The organism is Bradyrhizobium dasycarpum (assembly GCF_042019905.1).
Classification (GTDB): domain Bacteria; phylum Pseudomonadota; class Alphaproteobacteria; order Rhizobiales; family Xanthobacteraceae; genus Bradyrhizobium; species Bradyrhizobium japonicum_B.
Map to the genome: position 1 here is coordinate 2,920,186 of NZ_CP169574.1, position 21,242 is coordinate 2,941,427.

19 protein-coding genes and 1 pseudogene are annotated in these 21,242 nt (G+C 65.7%); 11 read left to right on the forward strand and 9 right to left on the reverse strand.

Annotated elements, in window-relative coordinates; translation table 11 throughout:
• Positions 1–4: 4 nt before the first annotated feature.
• Entirely contained in the window at positions 5–988 is a 984-nt protein-coding gene (locus ACETMP_RS14185; protein WP_375161412.1) for a Bug family tripartite tricarboxylate transporter substrate binding protein, read from the reverse strand.
• A 454-nt stretch (positions 989–1,442) separates the two neighbouring features.
• Between ACETMP_RS14185 and ACETMP_RS14190 the strand changes: the two genes are divergently transcribed.
• From ACETMP_RS14190 to ACETMP_RS14215, 6 genes and pseudogenes are all read left to right on the forward strand, one after another.
• Positions 1,443–2,102 (forward strand): hypothetical protein, encoded by a 660-nt coding sequence (locus ACETMP_RS14190; protein WP_375161413.1) that lies wholly within the window; start codon positions 1,443–1,445, stop codon positions 2,100–2,102.
• Positions 2,103–2,108: 6 nt separating this feature from the next.
• Positions 2,109–2,372 (forward strand): HGGxSTG domain-containing protein, encoded by a 264-nt coding sequence (locus ACETMP_RS14195; protein ID WP_375161908.1) that lies wholly within the window; start codon positions 2,109–2,111, stop codon positions 2,370–2,372.
• 191 nt (positions 2,373–2,563) lie between these two features.
• Positions 2,564–3,808 carry an MFS transporter gene (locus tag ACETMP_RS14200; protein WP_375161414.1) on the forward strand — a complete coding sequence of 415 codons (1,245 nt, stop codon included), beginning with the start codon at positions 2,564–2,566 and terminating at the stop codon, positions 3,806–3,808.
• Between the two features lie 99 nt (positions 3,809–3,907).
• Positions 3,908–5,101: a M20/M25/M40 family metallo-hydrolase gene (locus ACETMP_RS14205; protein WP_375161415.1), complete on the forward strand. Its 1,194-nt coding sequence runs from the start codon at positions 3,908–3,910 to the stop codon at positions 5,099–5,101.
• Between the two features lie 171 nt (positions 5,102–5,272).
• Positions 5,273–6,361, forward strand: coding sequence for a mandelate racemase/muconate lactonizing enzyme family protein (locus tag ACETMP_RS14210; protein WP_375161416.1), 1,089 nt, complete (start codon positions 5,273–5,275; stop codon positions 6,359–6,361).
• Positions 6,362–6,635: 274 nt separating this feature from the next.
• Positions 6,636–7,783 (forward strand): annotated as a pseudogene (locus tag ACETMP_RS14215) (amidohydrolase).
• 1 nt (position 7,784) lies between these two features.
• Here the strand turns inward: ACETMP_RS14215 and ACETMP_RS14220 are convergent.
• Positions 7,785–8,000 carry a hypothetical protein gene (locus ACETMP_RS14220; protein WP_375161417.1) on the reverse strand — a complete coding sequence of 72 codons (216 nt, stop codon included), beginning with the start codon at positions 7,998–8,000 and terminating at the stop codon, positions 7,785–7,787.
• Between the two features lie 93 nt (positions 8,001–8,093).
• Here ACETMP_RS14220 and ACETMP_RS14225 point away from each other — a divergent pair, with 93 nt between their 5' ends.
• Positions 8,094–8,822 (forward strand): DUF72 domain-containing protein, encoded by a 729-nt coding sequence (locus tag ACETMP_RS14225; RefSeq protein WP_375161418.1) that lies wholly within the window; start codon positions 8,094–8,096, stop codon positions 8,820–8,822.
• Here ACETMP_RS14225 and ACETMP_RS14230 read toward each other — a convergent pair.
• Both ACETMP_RS14230 and ACETMP_RS14235 read right to left on the reverse strand, forming a co-directional pair.
• Positions 8,819–10,006 (reverse strand): CaiB/BaiF CoA-transferase family protein, encoded by a 1,188-nt coding sequence (locus ACETMP_RS14230; RefSeq protein WP_028135056.1) that lies wholly within the window; start codon positions 10,004–10,006, stop codon positions 8,819–8,821. The two genes, ACETMP_RS14225 and ACETMP_RS14230, sit on opposite strands and share 4 nt — an antisense overlap.
• Positions 10,007–10,090: 84 nt before the next feature.
• Positions 10,091–11,440 (reverse strand): ferric reductase-like transmembrane domain-containing protein, encoded by a 1,350-nt coding sequence (locus ACETMP_RS14235; protein ID WP_375161419.1) that lies wholly within the window; start codon positions 11,438–11,440, stop codon positions 10,091–10,093.
• A 272-nt stretch (positions 11,441–11,712) separates the two neighbouring features.
• Here ACETMP_RS14235 and ACETMP_RS14240 point away from each other — a divergent pair, with 272 nt between their 5' ends.
• Complete coding sequence (locus tag ACETMP_RS14240; protein WP_375161420.1) at positions 11,713–12,189, forward strand: hypothetical protein; 477 nt, start codon at positions 11,713–11,715, stop codon at positions 12,187–12,189.
• 96 nt (positions 12,190–12,285) lie between these two features.
• Here ACETMP_RS14240 and ACETMP_RS14245 read toward each other — a convergent pair whose 3' ends face one another.
• The 5 genes from ACETMP_RS14245 to ACETMP_RS14265 form a co-directional block, all read right to left on the reverse strand.
• On the reverse strand, positions 12,286–14,571 hold the full coding sequence (locus ACETMP_RS14245) for a heavy metal translocating P-type ATPase (protein WP_375161421.1): 2,286 nt from the start codon (positions 14,569–14,571) through the stop codon (positions 12,286–12,288).
• A gap of 29 nt (positions 14,572–14,600) precedes the next feature.
• Positions 14,601–15,041: an EF-hand domain-containing protein gene (locus tag ACETMP_RS14250; RefSeq protein ID WP_375161422.1), complete on the reverse strand. Its 441-nt coding sequence runs from the start codon at positions 15,039–15,041 to the stop codon at positions 14,601–14,603.
• 255 nt (positions 15,042–15,296) lie between these two features.
• Positions 15,297–15,491 carry a DUF2783 domain-containing protein gene (locus ACETMP_RS14255; protein ID WP_375161423.1) on the reverse strand — a complete coding sequence of 65 codons (195 nt, stop codon included), beginning with the start codon at positions 15,489–15,491 and terminating at the stop codon, positions 15,297–15,299.
• Positions 15,488–17,122: an FAD-dependent oxidoreductase gene (locus ACETMP_RS14260; protein ID WP_375161424.1), complete on the reverse strand. Its 1,635-nt coding sequence runs from the start codon at positions 17,120–17,122 to the stop codon at positions 15,488–15,490. The genes ACETMP_RS14255 and ACETMP_RS14260 overlap by 4 nt, the downstream gene beginning before the upstream one ends.
• Positions 17,123–17,149: 27 nt before the next feature.
• Positions 17,150–17,692: a VOC family protein gene (locus tag ACETMP_RS14265; RefSeq protein ID WP_375161425.1), complete on the reverse strand. Its 543-nt coding sequence runs from the start codon at positions 17,690–17,692 to the stop codon at positions 17,150–17,152.
• 125 nt (positions 17,693–17,817) lie between these two features.
• Between ACETMP_RS14265 and ACETMP_RS14270 the strand changes: the two genes are divergently transcribed.
• The 3 genes from ACETMP_RS14270 to ftsH all read left to right on the forward strand — a co-directional run bounded on the left by ACETMP_RS14270 (position 17,818) and on the right by ftsH (position 20,845).
• Positions 17,818–18,309, forward strand: coding sequence for a MarR family winged helix-turn-helix transcriptional regulator (locus tag ACETMP_RS14270; RefSeq protein ID WP_375161426.1), 492 nt, complete (start codon positions 17,818–17,820; stop codon positions 18,307–18,309).
• A 167-nt stretch (positions 18,310–18,476) separates the two neighbouring features.
• Positions 18,477–18,758, forward strand: a complete 282-nt coding sequence (locus ACETMP_RS14275) for a hypothetical protein (protein ID WP_057030022.1) — start codon at positions 18,477–18,479, stop codon at positions 18,756–18,758.
• A gap of 245 nt (positions 18,759–19,003) precedes the next feature.
• Complete coding sequence (ftsH, locus tag ACETMP_RS14280) at positions 19,004–20,845, forward strand: ATP-dependent zinc metalloprotease FtsH (RefSeq protein ID WP_375161427.1); 1,842 nt, start codon at positions 19,004–19,006, stop codon at positions 20,843–20,845.
• Positions 20,846–21,242: the final 397 nt, after the last annotated feature.

A 21,242-nucleotide genomic window follows, 5' to 3' on the forward strand; every position in this document is an offset into this window, starting at 1 on the left:
AGACTCACTCCGCCTTGATGTTCGCCGCGGCGACGACCTCGGCAAGGTCCTTCGTTTCCTTCGCGATCTTGGCGGCGTAGTCGGCGGGACTGAGCACGCTGACGACGCCTTGCGAGCCGAGCTTCTCGGCGATTGCGGGATCCTTGGCCGCCGCGACGATTTCCCGGTGCAGCGTCTCGAGGATCGGCGCCGGCGTCGACTTCGGCATGAAGAAGCCGACCCAGAACGAGATGTCGAAACCGGGATAGCCCGCTTCCGCGACGGTCGGCACGTCGGGCAGCGACGGCAGCCGCTCGGCCGAGGACACCGCGAGCGCGCGCAGCTTGCCGGCCTTGACCAGCGGCACGGCGGAGAGCGGATCGAACACCGCCAGCACCTCCTGCGCGAGAATGCCGACCTCGGCGGCCGAACCGCCGCGATAGGGCACGTGGATCAGTTTGATGCCGGCCTTCTGGCTAAGCAGCTCCATGGCGAGATGGGCAAGGTTGCCGTTGCCGCCCGAGCCGTAGGCCAGCGCCCCGGGCGCCGCCTTCGCCGCGGCGACGAGATCGGCGACGGTCTTGATGTCGGCCGTCTTGGGATTCTCCGGATTGACCACCAGCACCAGCGGCGCCGACACGACGGTGGTGAGCGGTGCGAAGTCCTTTTCGGGGTCGTAGCGGATGTCCTTGAACAGCGTCCTGTTCAGCGTGATGGTGGAGGAGTTGCAGGCGAGCATGGTGTAGCCGTCCGCGTCGGCGCGCGCGACGCCTTCGGCCGCGATCATGCCGTTGGCGCCGGCGCGGTTCTCGATCACGAAGGGCTGTCCCAGCTTGCTGCCGAGGCGATCGCCGACGATGCGCGCGACGACATCGACCGGCCCGCCGGCGCTGAAGCCGACCATGACCTTGACCGGCCGCACCGGATATTTCTGCGCCATGACTTCGGTGGGCAGCACAGAGGCGCACAATCCGGCGATGACGGCCAGCAGGCGGACGGTTCGTTGCATTGGTTCTCTCCCCAGACCTCACCAGCGCCGCTTGTGCAGGCTTGTTGGTGCGACGCATTGGAGGAACATGAATAGCGGTCGCGCCGGATTTCGCAATCGCGTTCGGGCGCCTTCATTCCGCCGCACGGCACGTGCGCGCTGCTTCCAAACAAAAAATGCGAAAACAACCCCATGCACAGTAGACGGCCCCTGTCGGAACAAGGACTTACAGCAGGACCGCAAGCTTCGGATGGGGCGAAATGGATTTTGTGTTGTCGGGCAAAACAGGGGTATAGTTGCATCGTCGCGACAACCGTGAGCACCCCGGCCTGACCGGCCACGGGCGCCTTGTTCAATCGCGCACAAGCCGCTCATCGACATCCGACAATCGCAACCGCCGCACGGCAGCGCACGGGTCGGCCTCGCACGCGCGAGTCCGCCTCGCGCCTACCGTGGGCCCAAAGGAGATATCGACATGACGACTGCCCTGACCCGCAACAGCACGACGTCCGCCGCCGCCAGATATGACGGCAGCCGGCCGAGCCCACGGATCAAGCTCAATCGACGGGAAATCGTGATCCAGCATCCCGACGCCCAGACCGGCGAACGGCTGTTGGGCGAGGCGCTCGGCGCCGTCGACCGCGACGCGCTGCACGGCATCCTCAAGCAATTGATGAAAGCCAGCGTGATCCTGCAGAAGCCCGACGAGGACAATCTTGCCTTCATGATCTCGATGGTGAAAGGCATCGCCCCCAGGGATTCGCTCGAGGCCATGCTGACGGCGCAGATGGTGTCCGTTCACGTCGCCACGATGCGCGCCGCATCCCGCCTCGCCTTCACCGAGGGCCTCTCGCAGCAAGAAGGCATTTCGCGCACATTGACCCGCCTGGCCCGCACCTTCGCCGCGCAGATGGAAGCGCTCAACCGCCACCGCGGCAACGGCGAGCGTCCGATCACGGTGCAAAATCTGTCGGTGCAGGACGGCGGCAGCGCAATCGTGGGGAATGTCGCGCAGCATGCGCACCTGACCGTGGGCGAGCCGGGCACCGCGACAGTCGCGGGACTGGTCCCGTCCCGCGGAGCCGGCGACCACGAGCACGACCGGACCGAAATGTTGCAGGGTGCCACCACGTGAGCGCCGATCGTATGCGCAACACGCGCGCGATGGCGGCGAGCCCGCGCTGCGGCGCCCGCACGCGGCGGCCTCGCCTGCCGCGCGCCGGCCGTCCGCGGCAAGCTGCGCTGCCGCATGCACGGCGGTGCCCTGGGATCGGGCGCGCCACGGGGCAACCGCAACGCGCGCAAGCACGGCGCCTTCACGCGGGATCGGATCACTGAGCAACGGGCGATCCAGGAGCTGCTGGAGGATGCAGGAAAGCTGCTGGGGGAACTGGACTCGAATTAAAGCAAAGCAGGCCTGAGGCCGACAGTACCGCACGCCCGGTGCTTCGCCAGGACAGTCAGAAGCACCTGGCGAACGCCGTGCGGATTGCCGGCTGAAACCCCAATCCGGAATGAGGGGGTCGCGCTGCCGCCATTGGCGCTCTCCTCACCATCATGTAAGCCATCCAAAACCCTTGCCGGGACGGAACGCTCATGACCACAGCCGCCAACGACGCGAGCACCGCCACCCGCGTGCTGATCCTTGCGCTCGTGGCGCTCGCCTGCGGCCACATGCTCTCGACCCTGCTGCGCACCATTCCGGCCGTCAGCCTCGATCTGATGGCGGCGGATTTCCATCTCGATCCGCAGGCGCTGGCGAGCCTCACCTCGATCTATCCTTTCGCGTTTGCGGCGGCGCAGATCCCGGTCGGGGCGGCGATGGACCGCTTCGGCGTGCGACCGGTGTCGCTGAGCCTGCTGGCGGTCACCGTGCTCGGCGCGGTCGCGTCGGGGTTTGCCACCGGCCCTGCGAGCTTCGCGGTCGGGCAGTTCATGCTGGGGGTCGCTACCTCGGGCATGCTGATGTGCCCGATGACGCTGGCGGCGAAGCAATTGTCTGCGGCGCGGTTCGGGTTGTGGTCGGGCGCGATCCTCTCGATCGGCAATATCGGCATGCTGCTGTCGGCGAGCCCGCTCGCCCTCGTGGTCGACACTTGGGGTTGGCGCGCCGGGTTCTGGATGTCCGCGCTCGGCGGCGTCGCGGTCGCGCTCGCCGTGTTCGCGCTGGTGCCGCATCAGCCGGCCGAGCACAAGGACGAGTCCTCGCCGCTGTCGCAGATGATCGAGGTGCTCAGGCTCGGCCTCTCGCGGCCCTTGCGCGGCCTGATCGCGCTGGCGCTGGTATCGCTGGCGAGCTCGCTGGTGCTGCGCGGCTTGTGGGGCGGGCCGTGGCTGATGGAGGTCAAGGGATTGTCGCGGGTCGAGGCCGGCAACCAGCTCGGCGCATTCACGCTGGCCATGATCATAGGTCCGCTTGTCATCGGCGTGATCGACCGCCGGCTCGGCCGGCGTCGCGCGCTGGTGGCGGGCTCGCATATGGCCGGAGCGCTGCTGCTGGCGATGATGGCGCTCGGGGCGCCGTATTATGCGGTCTCTGTGCTATCAGGCCTGCCCGTGATGCCGCCGCAATACGACCTCGTGCTGTTCGTGCTGATTGGCCTTGCGACCTCCGCCCAGCCCCTGCTGTTCGGCATGTCCCGCCAGCTCGTCGATGCGCAAGTGGCGGGCAAGGCGCTGGCCGCGATCAACCTCGCCTTCTTCCTCGGCGCGGCGCTGATGCAGTCGATGACGGGCGCGGTGGCAGCGCTCGCGGGACTCCCGGCCGTGCTGCTGTTCATGGCTGCCATGCTGGCACTCGGCGTCGTGATGTTTTTGACTTACACGACTGCGAATCCGTAGGATGGTAGAGCGAAGCGAAACCCATCGTTCTTGCGGAGAGGTGATGGGTTTCGCTTCGCTCTACCATCCTACGAATCTGCATCAGGGGAATTCGAGTCCATGCCCGTCGACACCAAAGCCGCCACCGACCGTCTCATGTGCTTTCTCTCGGTCGAAGGCGTGACCGGACAGGAGGCGGCGATCGGGCGCGAGCTCATGGCCGCGCTGAAGGAGAGCGGCGTGCCGGCGAAGGCGATCCGGCTCGATGATGCCAACACCCGCATTCCCGTGCCGACCGAGACCGGCAACCTCATCGTCGACCTGCCCGGCCGCGGCGCGCTGCACAACCAGCCGCGCATCATGTTCATGACCCACATGGACACCGTACCGCTGTGCGCCGGCGCCAAGCCGAAACTGTCCGGGCGCAAGATCGTCAACGAGGCCAGGACCGCGCTCGGTGGCGACAATCGCTGCGGCTGCGGCGTGTTGGTGACGCTGGCCGCCGAGCTCGAAAAGCAGAAGCTCGATCATCCGCCGATCACGCTGCTGTTCTGCGTACGCGAGGAGAGCGGGCTCTACGGCGCCCGCCACGTCAAGCTCGACGCGCTCGGCAAGCCGGTGATGGCGTTCAACTATGATGGCGGCGCGGCGTCCAACGTCGTGATCGGCGCGGTCGGCGCCGACCGCTGGACCGTCGAGATCTTCGGTCGCGCCTCGCATGCCGGCGTCGCGCCGGAGCGCGGCATCTCCTCGACCATGATCATGGCGCTGGCGCTCGCCGACGTGAAGGCCGGCGGCTGGTTCGGCAAGGTGGTGAAGGGCAAGCGGCAGGGCACCAGCAATGTCGGCCCCGTCACCGGCGGCGAAGGCCGCCCCGCGGGCGATGCCACCAACGTCGTCACCGATTACGTCCATGTGCGCGGCGAAAGCCGTAGCCATGACGGAAAGTTCTTCAAGGAGATCACCAGGGCCTACAAGGCCGCGTTCGAGAAGGCGGCCAAGAAGGTCACGAATGCGCAAGGCAAGTCCGGCAAGGTCAAGTTCAAGGCCGAGACCGACTATTATCCGTTCCGCATGAAGGACAGCCAGCCCGTGATCAAGCGCGCGGTCGAGGCCGTGACCGCGGTCGGCGGCACGCCGAACGTGCGCACGGCCAATGGCGGCCTCGATGCCAACTGGATGGTCCGTCATGGCATTCCGACCGTGACCTTCGGCGCCGGCCAGAACGAGGCGCACACGGTCGACGAATGGATCAATCTCGACGAATACGACCGCGCCTGCGCACTGGCCGTGCAACTCGCGACGATGCGGTGAGTTGGGTTGTAGGGTGGGTTAGCCTTGGGCTGCGCAGCGCGCAGTCCCGGGGCGTAACCCACCACCATATCCATTCACGGCAACAGAAGAGGTGGGTTACGCCAGCGTTTGCGCTTCGCGCAACCGCTAGCTAACCCACCCTACGAACCAAAAGAAAAACAGGGAGGCACCATGCCGCGCATCGCCAATATCGAGACCGGCCTCTACCGGATCCCCCTCCCGATCACGCTGTCGGATTCCACCCATGGCGAGATCACGGCCTTCGAGCTGATCACCTGCCGCATCCGCGATGCCGATGGTGCCGAGGGTGTCGGCTACACCTATACGGTGGGACGCAACGGCGGGGCTGTGGCGGACATCCTCAAGAGCGAGATCCCGCCGCTGATCGAGGGACGCGAGGCCGACGATACCGAAGCGCTCTGGCATCACCTGTGGTGGGCACTGCACTATGGCGGCCGCGGCGGGCCGGTGGTGCTGGCGCTCTCCGCGCTCGACATCGCGCTGTGGGATCTGAAGGCGCGGCGCGCCAAGCTGCCGCTGTATCGATTGCTCGGCGGCTTCGACGCACGGGTGCCATGCTATGCCGGCGGCATCGACCTCGATCTCTCCGTGGATGAGCTGCTCGCGCAGACCGACGGCAATCTCGCGAAGGGCTTTCGCGCCATCAAGATGAAGGTCGGCCGGCCCGACCTGAAGGCCGACGTCGCGAAGGTCTCCGCGATGCGGCAGCATCTCGGCGACGGCTTTCCGCTGATGGCGGATGCCAACATGAAGTGGACGGTGGAGGAAGCGATCCGGGCCGCGCGCGCCTTCGTTCCCTACGACCTCACCTGGCTGGAAGAGCCGACCATCCCCGACGACGTCGCCGGGCACGCGCGCATCATGCAGGCCGGCGGCGTGCCGATCGCGGCGGGCGAGAATCTGCGCTCGCTGTGGGAGTTTAAGAACTACATCGTATCAGGCGCGGTGTCCTATCCCGAGCCCGACGTCACCAATTGCGGCGGCGTTTCCGCCTTCATGAAGATCGCGCGGCTGGCGGAGGCTTTCAACCTGCCCGTCACCAGCCATGGCGCCCACGACATCACCGTGCACCTGCTCGCGGCCTGCCCGAACCGCTCCTATCTGGAGGCGCACGGCTTTGGGCTCGACAAATACATCGAGCATGCGCTGGTGCTCGAGGACGGCAAGGCGCTGGCGCCGGACCGGCCCGGGCATGGCATCAGCTTCGACTGGAAGGGGCTGGCGAAGCTGGCGGCTTAGAGAGATGCGACAACAAGCGAGGTGCGCCCCCTCTCCCGCTTGCGGGAGAGGGTTGGGGAGAGGGTTGTCTCCGCAGTGAGACTCCCAATGACGATCGAGCCCTCTCCCGGCCTCTCCCGCAAGCGGGAGAGGTGAAGTGGAGCACGCGGCACGGTTGATGCCCCAGCGATCGCCGATCTCATTGCTGCACGCGAGGCATTCCAAGGCGCTTGGTGCAAGGCACCGATAATCCGCTATGGTGACGGCAACCGACACCTTGCGAGAGAGCGTTGCCTTGACACCTGAGCTGCACCAGACACTGACCGCGTGGCGCCGGCACCTTCATGCCCACCCGGAGCTGTCGCTCCAGGAAAAAGCCACCGCCACCTTCGTGCAGGACAGGCTCACCGAGCTCGGCATTCCATTCGAGGCCGGTATCGGCGGCCACGGCATCGTCGCGACCTTGACGCGCGGGCATGCGCAGAGCCGCGTCGGCTTGCGTGCCGACATGGACGCGCTGCCGATCACCGAGGACACCGGCCTGCCCTATGCGTCCAAGACGCCGGGCGTGATGCATGCCTGCGGCCATGACGGCCACACCGCCGCGCTGCTCGGCGCTGCCGCGCTGCTCGCCGCTGATACCAGCTGGAGCGGCACGGTCGATCTCATCTTCCAGCCGGCGGAGGAAGGCTTTGGCGGCTCGCGCGCGATGGTCGCGGCCGGGCTGTTCGACCGCTTTCCGATGCAGCGGGTGTTCGGCTTTCACAATTGGCCCGGCCTTGCCGCCGGCACCATCGCCGTGCACGACGGCGTCGTCATGGCCTCCGGCGGACGCATCACCATCACCATCGAGGGCCATGCGGGCCACGCCGGCATGCCGCACCTGACGCGAGATCCGGTCATGGCGGCCGGCCATCTGATCGTGGCGCTGCAATCGATCGTGGCGCGCGGCGTCGATCCGCTCGACACCGCCGTGCTGTCGCTCTGCACCATCGAAGGCGGCACAGCGCCGAACCAGATCGCCGGACGCGTGACCATCCGCGGCACGCTGCGCTACCACCGCGAAGCGGTCAAGGACGTCATCCTCGACGGCATCGAACGCACCTGTGCCGGAATCGCGACGAGCTTCGGCGTCAAGGTCACGCCCGAGATTGTCTGGGGGTGGGTGTGGTGGTCAACACGCCGCCTGAGGCGGACCTCGCGCGCATCGCTGCGGAAAAGGTCCGGGCGCCCGTGCGGCGCGACCTCGCGCCCAGCATGGCGGGCGAGGATTTTGCCCATTATCTCCAGCAGCGGCCGGGCGCCTTCGTCTGGATCGGCAATGGCGAATTGCGCAACGGCGCCGAGCTGCATGGCCCGCGCTACGATTTCAACGACGCCATCCTGCCCGTGGCGTCGAGCTGGATGGCCGAGGTGGCCAAGGCGGCGCTGGCGTCGAACTAGCTCACGAGATCTCGCGGGGCAGCTTCCAGTCTCGCTTCGGCGCGAACGTCTCCTCGACGCGCGCGACGTGATATCCGGCCGGCAGCAGCTTGCCGCCCTCCTCGTCCGCGACCGGGACGTCGGTCACGAGGCCCTCGATCAAGGCGGCTTCCCAAACCTCTTTCTCGGTGGGAAAGGGATCGCCGATCTGCTTGCTCCCTTCGAACAGCGCGTACATCGGTTCCGGTCCTTGGCAATGGCGATTTCACCAGCAACGTATCGGCCGCCCGGACGTTCCCCTCCGGCAAGGGCAACGCAGGGCACGGAGACAATGGCGCGCGTTCTGATCGGAACTTCGGGCTGGCACTACGATTCCTGGCGCGGCCCGTTCTTTCCCGAGGGCGTGACGCTGAAGCAACAGCTCAGCTACTACGCCGGACAGTTCGACACCACGGAGCTGAACGGCGTGTTCTACCGCACGCCGACGCCCGAAGCGGTGACGGGATGGCGCGAGCAGACCGGGCGGGATTTCGTCTTCGCCTGGAAGGCCTCGAAATTCATCACGCATTGGAAGCGCCTGTCGGAGCGCTCCGTCAACAGCCTCGAGCTGCTGGAGGACCGCATCTCGCGGCTCGGCGGCAAAGCCGGCCCGATCCTGTTCCAGCTGCCGCCGCAGTTCGAGGCGAACCCCGATCGCCTCGCATCCTTCTTCAAGCTGCTGTCGCGGAAGCGGCGTTACAGCTTCGAATTCCGACATCCGAGCTGGTACCAGCCGCGCATCCTGCGCATGCTGTCCGACGAGAACATCTCGCTGTGCCTGTCCGACCATCACGACGCGCCGGCGCCGTGGAAGCGCACGGCGGACTTCGTTTATGTGCGCGGGCACGGGCCCAGCGGGCGCTATCATGGTCACTATACCAAGCGCGCGCTGGCGCAATGGGCCAAGCGCATCAAGTCCTGGAAGCGGCAGGGCTGCGACGTCTATGTCTATTTCGACAATGACCAGAAGAGCGCCGCCCCAGCCGACGCGCTGGCGCTGAAGCGGCTGCTGCGATGCTAGATGATGCCGCCTTGCCGAAGCGCCGCGATCTCCGCTTCGTCATAGCCGAGCTCTTTGAGGACGAGATCGGTGTGCTCCCCGAGCATCGGCGGGCGGCTTGCGATTTCGCCCGGCGTTTCCGACAGCCGGACCGCGGCCCGTGTCACCGGGGCCGGGCTCGGCAGGCCGGGATAGTCGACGTCCTGCATGAAGCCGGCGGCACGGATGTGCGGATGATCCAGCGCCTGTTGCGGTGAGAGCACGGGGCCGGTCGGAATCATGGCCTGGCCCAGCGTATCGACGGCCTCCTGCGTGGTGCGCTCGGCGCACCAGCGCGCCATCCGCTCGCTGATAATGCGGCCATTGTTGCCGCGGCTGATATCGTCGGCAAAGCGCGGATCGTTCAGCCATACGTCCTCCTCGCCCATCAGCCGCGCCCAGCGCTTGAACAGCGGATGGCCCGTGACCTGGCACAGCACCCAGCCGTCCCTGGTGCGGTAGATGTCGGCGGGAGCCGCGGTCTGGCCGAGATTGCCGGTCGGCACGCGATTGACGTTGATCAGCGCCTGCTCGATCAGCGTCGCATTGGTGAAGGACAACGCGGTTGCGAGCAGCGCGCCCTCCACGATTTGCCCGCGCCCGGACTTGCCGCGCTCGATCAGGGCGGCAAGCGTGCCGAACGCGCAATGCAGCGCGGTGCCGAAATCGACCCAGTTCACCGCGGCGCGGTACGGCGGATCGCCTGCGCCCGTCATGTACACCGATCCGGACATCACCTGCCCGACACCGTCGAAGCCGACGCGGTCGGACCAGGGGCCGGGCCCGCCGAACGCGGTCGCCGTGGTCAGGATGATATCGGGCTTGATCGCCTTCAAGGACTCGTAGTCCAGCTTCATCGCGCGCAGGGTCTGCGGCGGCAGATTGGCGACGACGACGTCTGCGGTCGCCACCAGGCGGCGCATCACCTCCTGCCCTTCAACCTTCATCGGGTCGAGCGTGACGCATTTCTTGTTGCGGTTGACCTGGAGAAACAGCGCGCCTTCGCCGTTCTCGCCGACCGGCGCCACGAAGCGGTCCTCGCTGCCGTCGCGCTTCTCGACGCGAATGACCTCGGCGCCGAATTCGGCCAGCAGCGTCGCGCAATAGGGCCCGGCGATATAGCGCCCGAAATCGAGCACACGCACGCCCTCCAAGACTCCTCCCATCGATCCCTTCCCTGTTGTTTGTTGCAGATTACAGGGAAAGGCTGCCGGGGCAAGCCGGGAAGCGGACGGCAGATGCGGCTTCCGTCATCGCATCGCGAACAGCTCCTGATGAAACCGCAGTTCGACAGGAAAGCCGTGCGCACGGAAGTCTCGCCTGAGCGCCTCCCCGAAAGCCGCCGGACCGCAAAACCAGATGCTCGCCTCGCGCCATTGCGGTACGGCTTCGCGAATGCGGTCGCCGGTCAAGCGGCCATCACGGGCGTCGATGAGAACGTGGAGACGAACATTTGCCGAGCGCGCATCTGCTGCAAGCTTGCCGAGGGCTTCTTCATCCACATCAGCGGTGGTGTGAAAGAGGTCAACCGCCTGCGCGACAGCGCAGCCAGGAACGTTCTTCATGGCCGCCTGTTTCATGCGGGCAATGAAGGGCGTGATGCCGATACCGCCGCCGATCCAGATCTGATGCGAGCAATCGTCGTCGAAGGTGAAGCAGCCATAGGGCCCTTCCACCTTCACCTCCTGTCCGACGCGGAGCTTCTCGCGTAGCCGGCCGGTGTGGTCGCCGAGCTCCTTGGTGATGAAGACGATCCTGGGGTCTGCAGCGTTCCAGCCGGAGGCGATCGTGTAGGGATGCGCGCCCTCGGAGACGTCGGACGTGGCGAATGCGAACTGGCCCGGCCTATGCCCCGGCCAGCCATGAGGCACCTCGATTTCGGTCTCGATTGTCCTGACGCCGGGATAATATTTGAGCGACGTGATCCTGCCTTGGACCTGCCGGCGGGCGGCAATGCGCCGCAACAGCGCAACGGCCGCCGCCCATGTTCCGACAGCAAGCAGCGCCCCGACGATCCAGCCGAGCGGCGACATCCAGTAGCTGAACTTGATCAGCGTGACCGCATGGAAGACCAGAACCAGATAAGCGACGGCGAGGAGCCGATGCGTCTTGTAGAAAAGCCGATAGGGAAACATTTGAATGAGCGCCAAAGCAATCAGCACCACGGCGCCATAGAAGGCCCATTCCCCCAGCCCCTCCGCCGGCCCACGAAGGCCGTCGAAGAAGGCCTCGATGGGGTTTTCGATGGCGGGCCGCGCGCCACGCTTTGGTCGGGTCAGCAAGCCCCAACCGACCGCCCATTTCGGACCATTGGCCCAGAGCCAATGGACAACGGCAGCGACAAGGGCTGCGATCCCGAGCCATTTGTGCAAGCGGTACATCTTGTCGAGACCGCCCAGCCACGCCTCCGGCCAACTCGGCCGTAGCGCGAGGATCATCGCCATGCTCATGCAACCGATTGCCAGGACGCCGCTCAACTGGACCATCCTCTCGCGAAGTGGAAAGAAGGGACCCGGACCAAATGGCTGCGGTTCCGCAACCAGCCACAGCAGGACGAGAACCGCCAGACTGCCCCAAAAGACCCGTTTGAGCTTCTGCATGACCTTGCCTCACAGCATTTCGGCGCCAGCTTGAACTGATCGAGCCGCGTTGCATTGAGCTGACTCAAGCTGCTCGTGATGGGCTCAATCGAAGCAGGCGCTTGAAGCATTCCAATTCAGCCAATTGCCCGACGCCGGCCTGATGGCTGAATCCCGACGCATCCTGCGTCGCGGGGCCGCAGCTCATTCCGCGCGAGACTTTGCTCCAGCGCAAACTCCTACCTGCCGAGATCCCCCACCTGAAGGCAAAGAAGCTCTTCGGAGGAAGTCCCGTGATCATCTCACCCAAATCACTCCCGCTGGCAGCCCTCGCACTCTGTGTCGTCCTGGGGCAGCCTGCTCTCGCCGCCGGACCACACGCGCATGAAGGACCAATCGCGACAGTCCGGCCGACGCTCGACCACGGCAAGAAGTGGCCGACTGATGCTGTCCTGCGGCGCGGCATGAACGACATCGCGCTCGCGATGAGGCAATCGCTGGCACCCATTCACGGCAATGTGTTTACGCCTGCGCAATATGAGGCTCTGGCGGCGCGAATCCAGGCGCAAGTCGATGACGTGGTGGGGAACTGCAAGCTGCCCGAGCAGGCCGACCAGCAACTTCACCTGGTCCTCGAGCAGATCATCGATGGTGCGGCCAGTATGAAGACCGGGGCCCGCCGCGATCAGGGAGCCATTAAGATTGTGCGGGCGCTCGCTCAATACGGCGAGTATTTTGACCATGCCGGTTGGCAACCGCCGGAGCATTGAAATCCCGTGGCAGCCGGCGGCGCCCACCGCATGTCCTGACCGGATGGCGCCGCCATCGCCGCGGAGCCGGGCTCCAGCGCACGGCACGGCGATCGCCTATGCCGCCACGGCCTCGTAGATGTCCTCCTCCTGGGCCGTGTGCATGCGCACCAGCGTTTCGATCGCCTCGATCACGCGCTGGGCGTCCCGAATGAGGTAGCGGTCGATCTTCTCCGACGGCAGATCCTCCGCGATCCGAGCGAGCAGCCGCGCGAGATGCAATATCTCGCGATGCGCACGGCTCATGGCAGCGAGCCCGTGGCGGTCGCGCAGCACCTCCGTGAGCTTCGGATAGACGCTGTCTTCGTCCTCGCGTTCGTGCAGCACGACGCTGCCCTGGACCAGGTGGTGGGCCTCGCCAATCAAGGCAGCGGCGGATTCGGGCCCTCCATCGTCCAGCGCATCGACGATCTGTCGCAAGCGGTCGAGATCCCTGAGCAGAGCCTGATGATCGTGATGCAATGTCAGCCCCTGCTCCGCGCTGAGGCGCGGGCCAGTCCTGACCATGGGCGGATTGAGCGCTCGCAGCGCGTTCAGGATGACGGCGACATCGATCACCTCCTGAACGATCGCGGCCGGCACGGGATCGAGCCAGCCGAGGCTGGCGGCGGCCATTGCCGCCAACGACAATCCCATGCCGACGAAGATGCTTTGCAGCGCAATGCGCCGCGCGCGCTGCGCGATGATGATCGCTTCGCCGACCCGATCGAGCCGGTCCGTCAGAATCACCACATCCGCCGCCTCCGAGGAGGCGCTCGCACCGCGCGCGCCGAGCGCGACCCCGGTGTCGGCCACGGCCAGCGCCGGGGCGTCGTTGATGCCGTCGCCGACCATGATGGTCGGATGCAGCCGCTGCTCGCTCCGCACCGCTTCCACCTTGTCCGAGGGAACGCGATCGGCCAGCACGGCATCGAGGTCGAGCGCGGCCCCGATGGCCTGCGCCGCAGCGGCGCGATCACCCGTGACCATCACCATACGCGCGATGCCAGCATCGCGCAGCAGCCTGATCGCCCGCGGCGTATCGGCACGCAATTCGTCGGCCAGCAGCAACGCGCCGATGAGACGGCCGTCCACCGCGACAAAGACGATCAGCGCCGAGCGCCACGAGGCGCGACGCACTGCCCGCAACTCCCATGGCGAGAGCTCGGCCCGCGAGAGAAGCATCTGTCGCGAGCCCGCCATGACCTGGCGCCCGTCGATCCGGCCGCTAAGGCCGGAACCCATGGTCTCCTTGACATGATCCGGCGGCTTCAGCTTGAGCCCCCGGGCGAGGGCCGCAGCGACGACGGCCTTCGCAAGCACGTGATGCGAGGCTTGCTCAAGCGACGCCCCGAGTGCGAGCACCTCGTCCGGATCCTCGCCCGGCGCAACTTCCACGGACAATAGCCGCGCCCCGCCTACGGTCAGGGTCCCGGTCTTGTCGAATAGCACCGTGTGCGCACGGGCCAACGCCTCCAGCGCCCTCCCACCCTTGACCAGGATGCCGCGGCGGGCAGCTTGCGCCACCCCGGCGATGAAGGCCACGGGTGCGGCCAGAATCAAAGGGCAAGGCGTCGCTGCCACCAGCACGGCGAGGCTGCGGGTCACGTCGCCGGAGATGTGCCATGCCACAAAGGCGATGACGAGCGTTACCGGCAGAAAGATCAGCGCATATCGATCGGCCAAGCGCACAAAGGGCGCTCTCGCCGTTTGCGCCGCAGTCACCATGCGCACGATGCCCGCGTAGGTGCTCTCGCTGGCCGGCGCGGTCACGGTCAGCTGGAAGGTCTCACCCGCATTCAGAGAACCGGATAGAACGGCGCTTCCGCGCGTCTTCTCCACCGGAATCGGCTCGCCGGTAACCGCGGACTCGTCGATCGTGGCAAAAGCCGACGCAACGACCCCGTCGACCGGCACGATCTCGCCGGCCTGCACCAGAAGCTCTTCGCCGACCGCGACATCCTCAATCGCGACATCCTCTATTCGGTCACGGGATTTGCGATGGACCTGCCGCGGCGCCCGGTCAACCAGGGATCGCAGATCATGCTCCGCCCGTGCGATCGCGATCTCCTCCAGCACGTTGCCGCCAGAGTACATCAGCGCGACCACAGCCCCTGCGAGGGGCTGCCCGAGCGCCAACGCCGCACTCATCGAGAGCAGAGCGATGGCGTCCACGCCGAGGCGGCCTCGCAGCAGATCCTGGACGATCGAGACCGCCAACCCCGCGATCACGGGCGCCGTGCCGAGCGCCCAGGCGACATCGGCGAGATCAGGCTGGCCCGCGACTCGCGCGAGAATACCCGCGGCCAAGCCTGCGATGGCGATCGCAACCAATGCCCATCGCAGGACCCGATCAAACGACATGGCTTGACGCGCCCGCCCTTCGGTTCGGCTCAATGCTGTGGCGCGACGGCGCTCTTGTTCCTGTGCATGAACGCCATCATCTCGTCCAGGGTGAGCTTGCCGTCCTTGTCGCGATCCATCGCCTTGAAAATTCGCTCGTGAGCGACCTGAAACTCCGGCAACGCCACGGTTCCGTCGCCATCGGCATCCATCAGCGCGAAGATGACGCGGAAGGCAACCGGCGGCTCCACGGCGTCACCGCCTGTGCCATGCCCCTTCATGCCTTGGCCCATCATGCCTTGGCCCATCATTCCGCGTTTCATCATTCCCATCATATCTCCACCGCGCGCCGGGCTTTGCCGCTCGGCGGATGGGTTTGCAGGAGAGCTCGACTGCAGCGATGCCGGTGGCTGGTCCTGTCCTGATTGATGGCTCTGATGGTCCGCTGGCGATTGCGCGAGAGCTGGCTGGCCCAGGATGGCGAACAGCAACCCTGCAGCAACGGTTCGACCTATCATGGGACGTCCTCCGACCTTGGTGTGAACCTGGGACAATGTCGAAGTTCGCCGAGTTCATCTTGAGCTAAGTCAAGAAAAGGCGGCTCGTGCTCCAGCTTGTGCCCGTGGCTTTTCGACGCGAAATGACCTTGGCGCCGAATCCGGCCGGCGAGATCGCACGACCGGAACCCGGCGCTGCCGGCGGCTTCGTACGACCTCTTGCGTCGGTGCGGCCGGTGTCTCCGCGAGCTAGCCGCCGTCCCTGCGGGCGCAGCCGATCGCCTCGGTCAGCACCTTGCGGTCGCCGATGTGATTGGCGAGCAGCAGGATCAGCCGGGCGTTCATGCGCAGCGCCTGCTCCTCGTCGAGGTCGCGCTGGCTGTTGATCAGCTCGGCATAGAAATCGTCGGGATCAGCGATGTTCGGCGACAAATTGAGCATCATGCCGCAAGCTCCGTCCGGTCGGCGGTGTCGTGGCCGGCGGCGCGCAGCACCGCCTGTGTGATCCTGGCCTCGTCGAATCCGCTCCAGCGCGCGGCGACATATTGATCGGGGCGGAACAAATAGGTGGTCCCGGGCGCAGCACCGTAGCGCTCCGCAAGAAGACCTGTAGGATCCTCGATGTCGCGGCCGACGAGAATGAGCTTCGCGGTGAACGGCCCGACCGCGATCTCGGTCCTGTCGCTCACCTTGCCGAAGGCTACGACCGTAAAGCCGTCGCCGAGACAATGCAGGAACCAGGCCGGCTTGCCGTCCACCGCGATCGGCGCATCCGCCGCATTCGTGCCGGGCCGCATGCCTCCCGGCACCGCGTCCTGGTCGGGCGTGTTGAGCGCCGACGTCAGATAAGGGGTCGGGGTCGAGAGCCGGCCGCTGTTGACCAGCGGCCGCGCGAAGCCGTGATGGCGGGCGAGCTCCAGCACCGCGTCGCGGAAATAGCGGCTCGGCTTGGTCTTCGGGGTGATGAAGTCGGTGGCCCGCGTCGAGTTCAGGATGTTGTCGTCGGCGGCATAGGCACGCTCCTCGTGATAGCTGTCGAGCAGCGCTTCCGAAGCTTCGCCGCGCAGCACCATCGCGAGCTTCCAGGCGAGATTGTCGATGTCCTGCACGCCGGTGTTGGCGCCGCGCGCGCCGAACGGCGAGACCTGATGCGCAGCGTCGCCGGCGAACAGTACCCTGCCTTGCCGGAAATTGTCGATGCGCCGGCAGGCGAACTGATAGATCGAGACCCATTCGAGCGTGAACTCGGTGTCCTCGCCGAGCATGGCGCGAATGCGCGGGATCACCCGCTCGGGCCTCTTTTCCTCATCGGGATTGGCCTCCCAGCCGAGCTGGAAGTCGATGCGCCAGATATTGTCGGCCTGCCGGTGCAGCAGCACGGACTGGCCGGGGTGGAACGGCGGGTCGAACCAGAACCAGCGCTCGGTCGGGAAATCCGCCTTCATGGCGACGTCGGCGATCAGGAAGCGGTCCTGGAAGAATTGTCCGGTGAACTCGGCGCCGACCATCTTGCGCACGTCGGAATTGGCGCCATCGCAGGCGATCACCCATTGCGCCTCCATGGTGAAGATGCCGTCGGGCGTTTCCACCGCCAGGGTCGCGTGATCGGCGGCCTGCTTGAGGCTGATGAGGCGGTGCTTCCAGCGCAGCTCGATCAGCGGATTGGCCCTGCATTTGGCGACCAGCATCTCCTCCAGATGATATTGCTGCAGGTTGATCATGGCCGGCCATTGGTGGTCGGCCTCGGGCAGCAGATTGAACTGGTAGGACAGCTCGTCCCGGAAGAACACCTTCCCGACATTCCAGCTGATGCCACGCTCGACCATCGGCGCCGCGCAACCGAGGCGGTCCCATATCTCGAGCGGACGCTTGGCGTAGCAGACCGCGCGCGAGCCGATCGAGACGGTGTCGTTGTCGTCGAGCACCACGACCGGCTGGCCGCGTGCCGCGCAGTCGAGCGCCGCGGTCAGGCCGATCGGACCCGCACCGATCACCACGATCGGGTGCCGCTTCACGTTACCCTCGGCCTGCTCCTGGGACCGCTGATAGCCGAACTTCGGATAGATGTAGCTCATGTTCGCTTCCTGATGCACGGCCAAGGATCAATGCGCGTCCGCGAATTCCTTCTCGTGCATCCAGGCGGTGTGGCGCGGCGGACGCTTGGTGCGCGACCATTCCTCGACCATCTCGTGGGCGACCGACTTCATGCGCTCGATCTGCTCGGGCGTCGCGGTCCAGGCCGCGATCTCCAGGCGATGACCGCTGGGATCGCGGAAATAGATCGACTTGAAGATGGTGTGATCGGTGACGCCGACGACGTCGAGGCCGGCGGCTTCCGCGCGCGCCTTGGCTTCCTCGAGCTCGGCGAGGTCCTTGACCTGGAAGGCGATGTGCTGGGTCCAGTCCGGCGTGTTGGGATCGCGGCCCATCGGCGGCGAGTTCGGCAGCTCGAAGAAGGCGAGGATGTTGCCGTTTCCGGCATCGAGGAAGATGTGCATGTAGGGATCCGGCGCCTTGGTCGACGGCACCCGGTCCTCGGCAATGGCGCCGAGAATATCCATGTTCATGACTTTCTTGTAGAACTCGACGGTGGCCTTGGCGTCGACGCAGCGATAGGCGACGTGATGGATCTTCTCGATTTTCATGATGCTTCGCTCCCTGGACTTGCCGTTGCGAAATTGGTATCAGATGTTACTATTTCCTGAATTTGATCTGGATCAACGGACGCGGAAGAAACCGCCAGGTGGACTTGCGGCGCGGAAATGGTGTGATGGGACGTTCGGGGACGGCGCGCGGCCGGGAAGCGACCGGGCGCATCATGGCGCAGGATGGTGGCGCGCTCGACCTGCAGCAATATTTTCCGTACCGGCTGGCGCGCCTCGCCGAACAGGTGTCGCTGGCCGTCGCCGAGGTCTATTCCGAGCGCTTTGCACTGACGCGGCAGGAATGGCGCGTGCTTGCGATCCTCGGCGTCCGCCCGGAAATCGCGACCAAGGAGATCGGCCCGCTGACGACGCTCGACAAGATGCAGGTCAGCCGCGCCGTCCAGGGCCTTCAGTCGCGCGGCATCGCGAGCCGCAAGCATCATCCGGACGATCGGCGCGAGCTGATCGTCGCGCTGACCCCGGCCGGCCGCGCGCTCTATCGCAAGATCGTGCCTCTCGCACTGGCGCGGGAGACGGAACTACTCGGCGTGCTCAGCGCCGAGGAGGTGAAGCTGCTCGACCGGGTGATGCAGAAGCTCTCGGCCGCGTTGAGCTAGCGCACTGCGACCAAACGTCGGATCGGCGAAGGGCTTGCCGAGACTTGAACTCGTCCTCGCCAATCCTAAGTTCAGGCACTGCCGGGCCCTGTGTCCGGCGAAACGAAACTCATGCAGAGGATCGAGAAGCCTGCGCGTTGCGCGGGCGTGCACTTGAGGGAAGTCACATGAGAAAGCTTGCTCTTGCAATCGCCGCGGCAGCAACGCTCCTCATCGGAACGGTTGCGCCGGCCTCGGCCCATTGGCGGGGCCATCATCATCATTGGGGTGGTCCAGGCATCGGTCCGGCCATCGCGCTCGGCATGTTCACCGGAGCATTGGCCGCCGCAGCCGCACCTCCGGTCTATTATGCGCCGGTCTATGGTCCGCCGCGATACTACTATGGCCCCCGATATTACCGGACCGTCCGATATTATCCGGCGGCATATCCTTACTGGTATCCCTGGTGAGCTGATGCAAAGGCCCGGCCTGCAACCGGGCCTTATTGCTGCCTGCCACCTCGGTCGCCTGAGCACGGCGCGGCGCGCGCGAGGCGCCTCTCACCCGAAGCGCGTTTGGGATGACTGGAACAGAAGGCAGGAGGAAAAGTTTTGTCGATACGACGCAGGTCCGGACGCGTCCCGGGCCCTGATCGTGTGCGCAACATGCGCCTCGACGCGACCCGGCGGCGCAACAACATCGGATCTGCTTCCGCATGAACAAGAATGTCCGCTTCAATCTCGGATATGCCGTTGCCGCAATCTTCGCGGTGTTTCTGATCCAGCATCTCATCTCCACGGCAAGCCAAATCGCCGTGATTCCCTACAGCGAATATCAGCAATTGCTGCGCCAGGGGAAGGTCGACACTGTCGGCATTTCCGATCGGACTCTGCAAGGCACGCTGAAGGAGCCGCTCGCCGGCGGACAGAAGCAATTCGTCACCACGCGCGTCGACCAGGACGTCGCGCAGGAGCTGGAGAAATACAACGTCCGCTTCACCGGACAGATCGAAAGCACGTTTCTGCGTGACCTCTTGTCGTGGGTCATGCCCGTGCTGCTGTTCTTCGGTCTGTGGTGGTACATCGGCCGTCGCATGGCGGAAGGCGGCGGCATCGGCGGCGGGCTGATGGCGATCGGCAAGAGCAAGGCCAAGGTCTATGTCGAGTCCAACACCGGCGTCACCTTTGCCGACGTCGCAGGCGTCGACGAAGCCAAGGACGAGCTACGTGAGGTGGTCGATTTCCTGAAGAATCCCACCGATTATGGCCGACTTGGCGGCCGCATGCCGAAAGGCGTGCTGCTGGTCGGTCCGCCGGGCACAGGCAAAACCCTGCTGGCCAAGGCCGTCGCGGGCGAAGCCAGGGTACCGTTCTTCTCGATCTCCGGTTCGGAGTTCGTCGAGATGTTCGTCGGCGTCGGCGCGGCGCGGGTGCGGGACCTGTTCAAGCAGGCGCACGAAAGGGCGCCGGCTATCATCTTCATCGACGAGCTCGACGCGCTCGGCCGCGCCCGCGGCATCGGTCCCTTCGCCGGCGGCCACGACGAGAAGGAGCAGACGCTCAACCAGCTGCTGGTCGAGCTTGACGGCTTCGATTCCCGCTCCGGACTCGTCATCCTCGCCGCCACCAACAGGCCGGAAATCCTCGACCCCGCCCTGCTCCGCGCCGGCCGCTTCGACCGGCAGGTGCTAGTCGACCGTCCCGACAAGAAGGGCCGCATCGAGATCCTCAAGGTCCACATGAAGAAGGTGCGCCTCGCCGAGCAAGTCGAGGCGGAGACGGTCGCAGCCCTGACGCCCGGCTTTACCGGCGCGGACCTTGCCAATCTCGTCAACGAAGCCGCGCTTCTGGCGACCCGCCGCGGGGCCGACGCGGTGAGCATGAACGACTTCAACAATGCGGTCGAGCGCATGGTCGCAGGCCTGGAGAAGCGCAACCGCCTGCTCAATGCCAAAGAGCGCGAGATCGTCGCCTATCACGAGATGGGACACGCTTTGGTCGCGCTCTCGCTGCCCGGGACCGACCCCGTGCACAAGGTGTCGATCATTCCACGCGGCGTGGGGGCGCTCGGCTATACCATCCAGAGACCGATCGAGGACCGCTTCCTGATGACCAAGGAGGAGCTGGAGAACAAGATGGCGGTGCTGCTCGGGGGCCGCGCGGCCGAGCTGATCGTGTTCGGGCATTTGTCCACCGGTGCGGCCGACGACCTGCGCCGGGTGACCGATATCGCACGCAGCATGGTGACGCGTTACGGTATGTCCGAGAAACTCGGCAGTGTCGCCTATGAGCGTGATCCCGGCAGTTTCCTTGCAGGCGTGGACCGCCCCTACCCCGGTCGCGAGCGCGACTATGCGGAAGAGACCGCGGCCGCGGTCGACCAGGAGGTGAAGGCCATCGTCGACCAGGTCTTCCAGCGCACCCAGGGCATCCTGAAGACGCGGCGGCCGATTCTGGATCGCGCGGCGACGAAACTCCTGGAGAAGGAAACCTTGGAGCAGGGCGATATCGATGTGCTGATCCAGGAAATGCCCAAGGAAGGCCTGCGTGCGATCTGAGCAGGTGGCCGGCGTCCGAGGGCTCAGGGCGAGACCGGCCTCTACGCGGCCCGCTTCTTTCTGAGCTCCGCCGGAAGCTCGATCATTTTCCTATTCGAGGGCGATCCATTCGAGATCAGCGGCGAAGGAAGGTCTTCGCTCTTGGGCGCCTTCATCCCTATGCCGGGATCCCCATTTCTGGCGCGCCACTCGAGGAAGAGGTGACCAGCCACCAACATCACGGCGGCGCAGAACAGCGCGAGGGCCGCGCTGACGAGATCACGATAATTATCCATTCACGAACCAAACAAAGATCTCTGCTACTCGACAAGCGCGCGCGCCCCGCCGCGTGCATGGATCAAGGTAGAACGAAGACGTTGCAGTTCAAGGGGACAGCCTGGTGCGCGCCCTGCGGCTC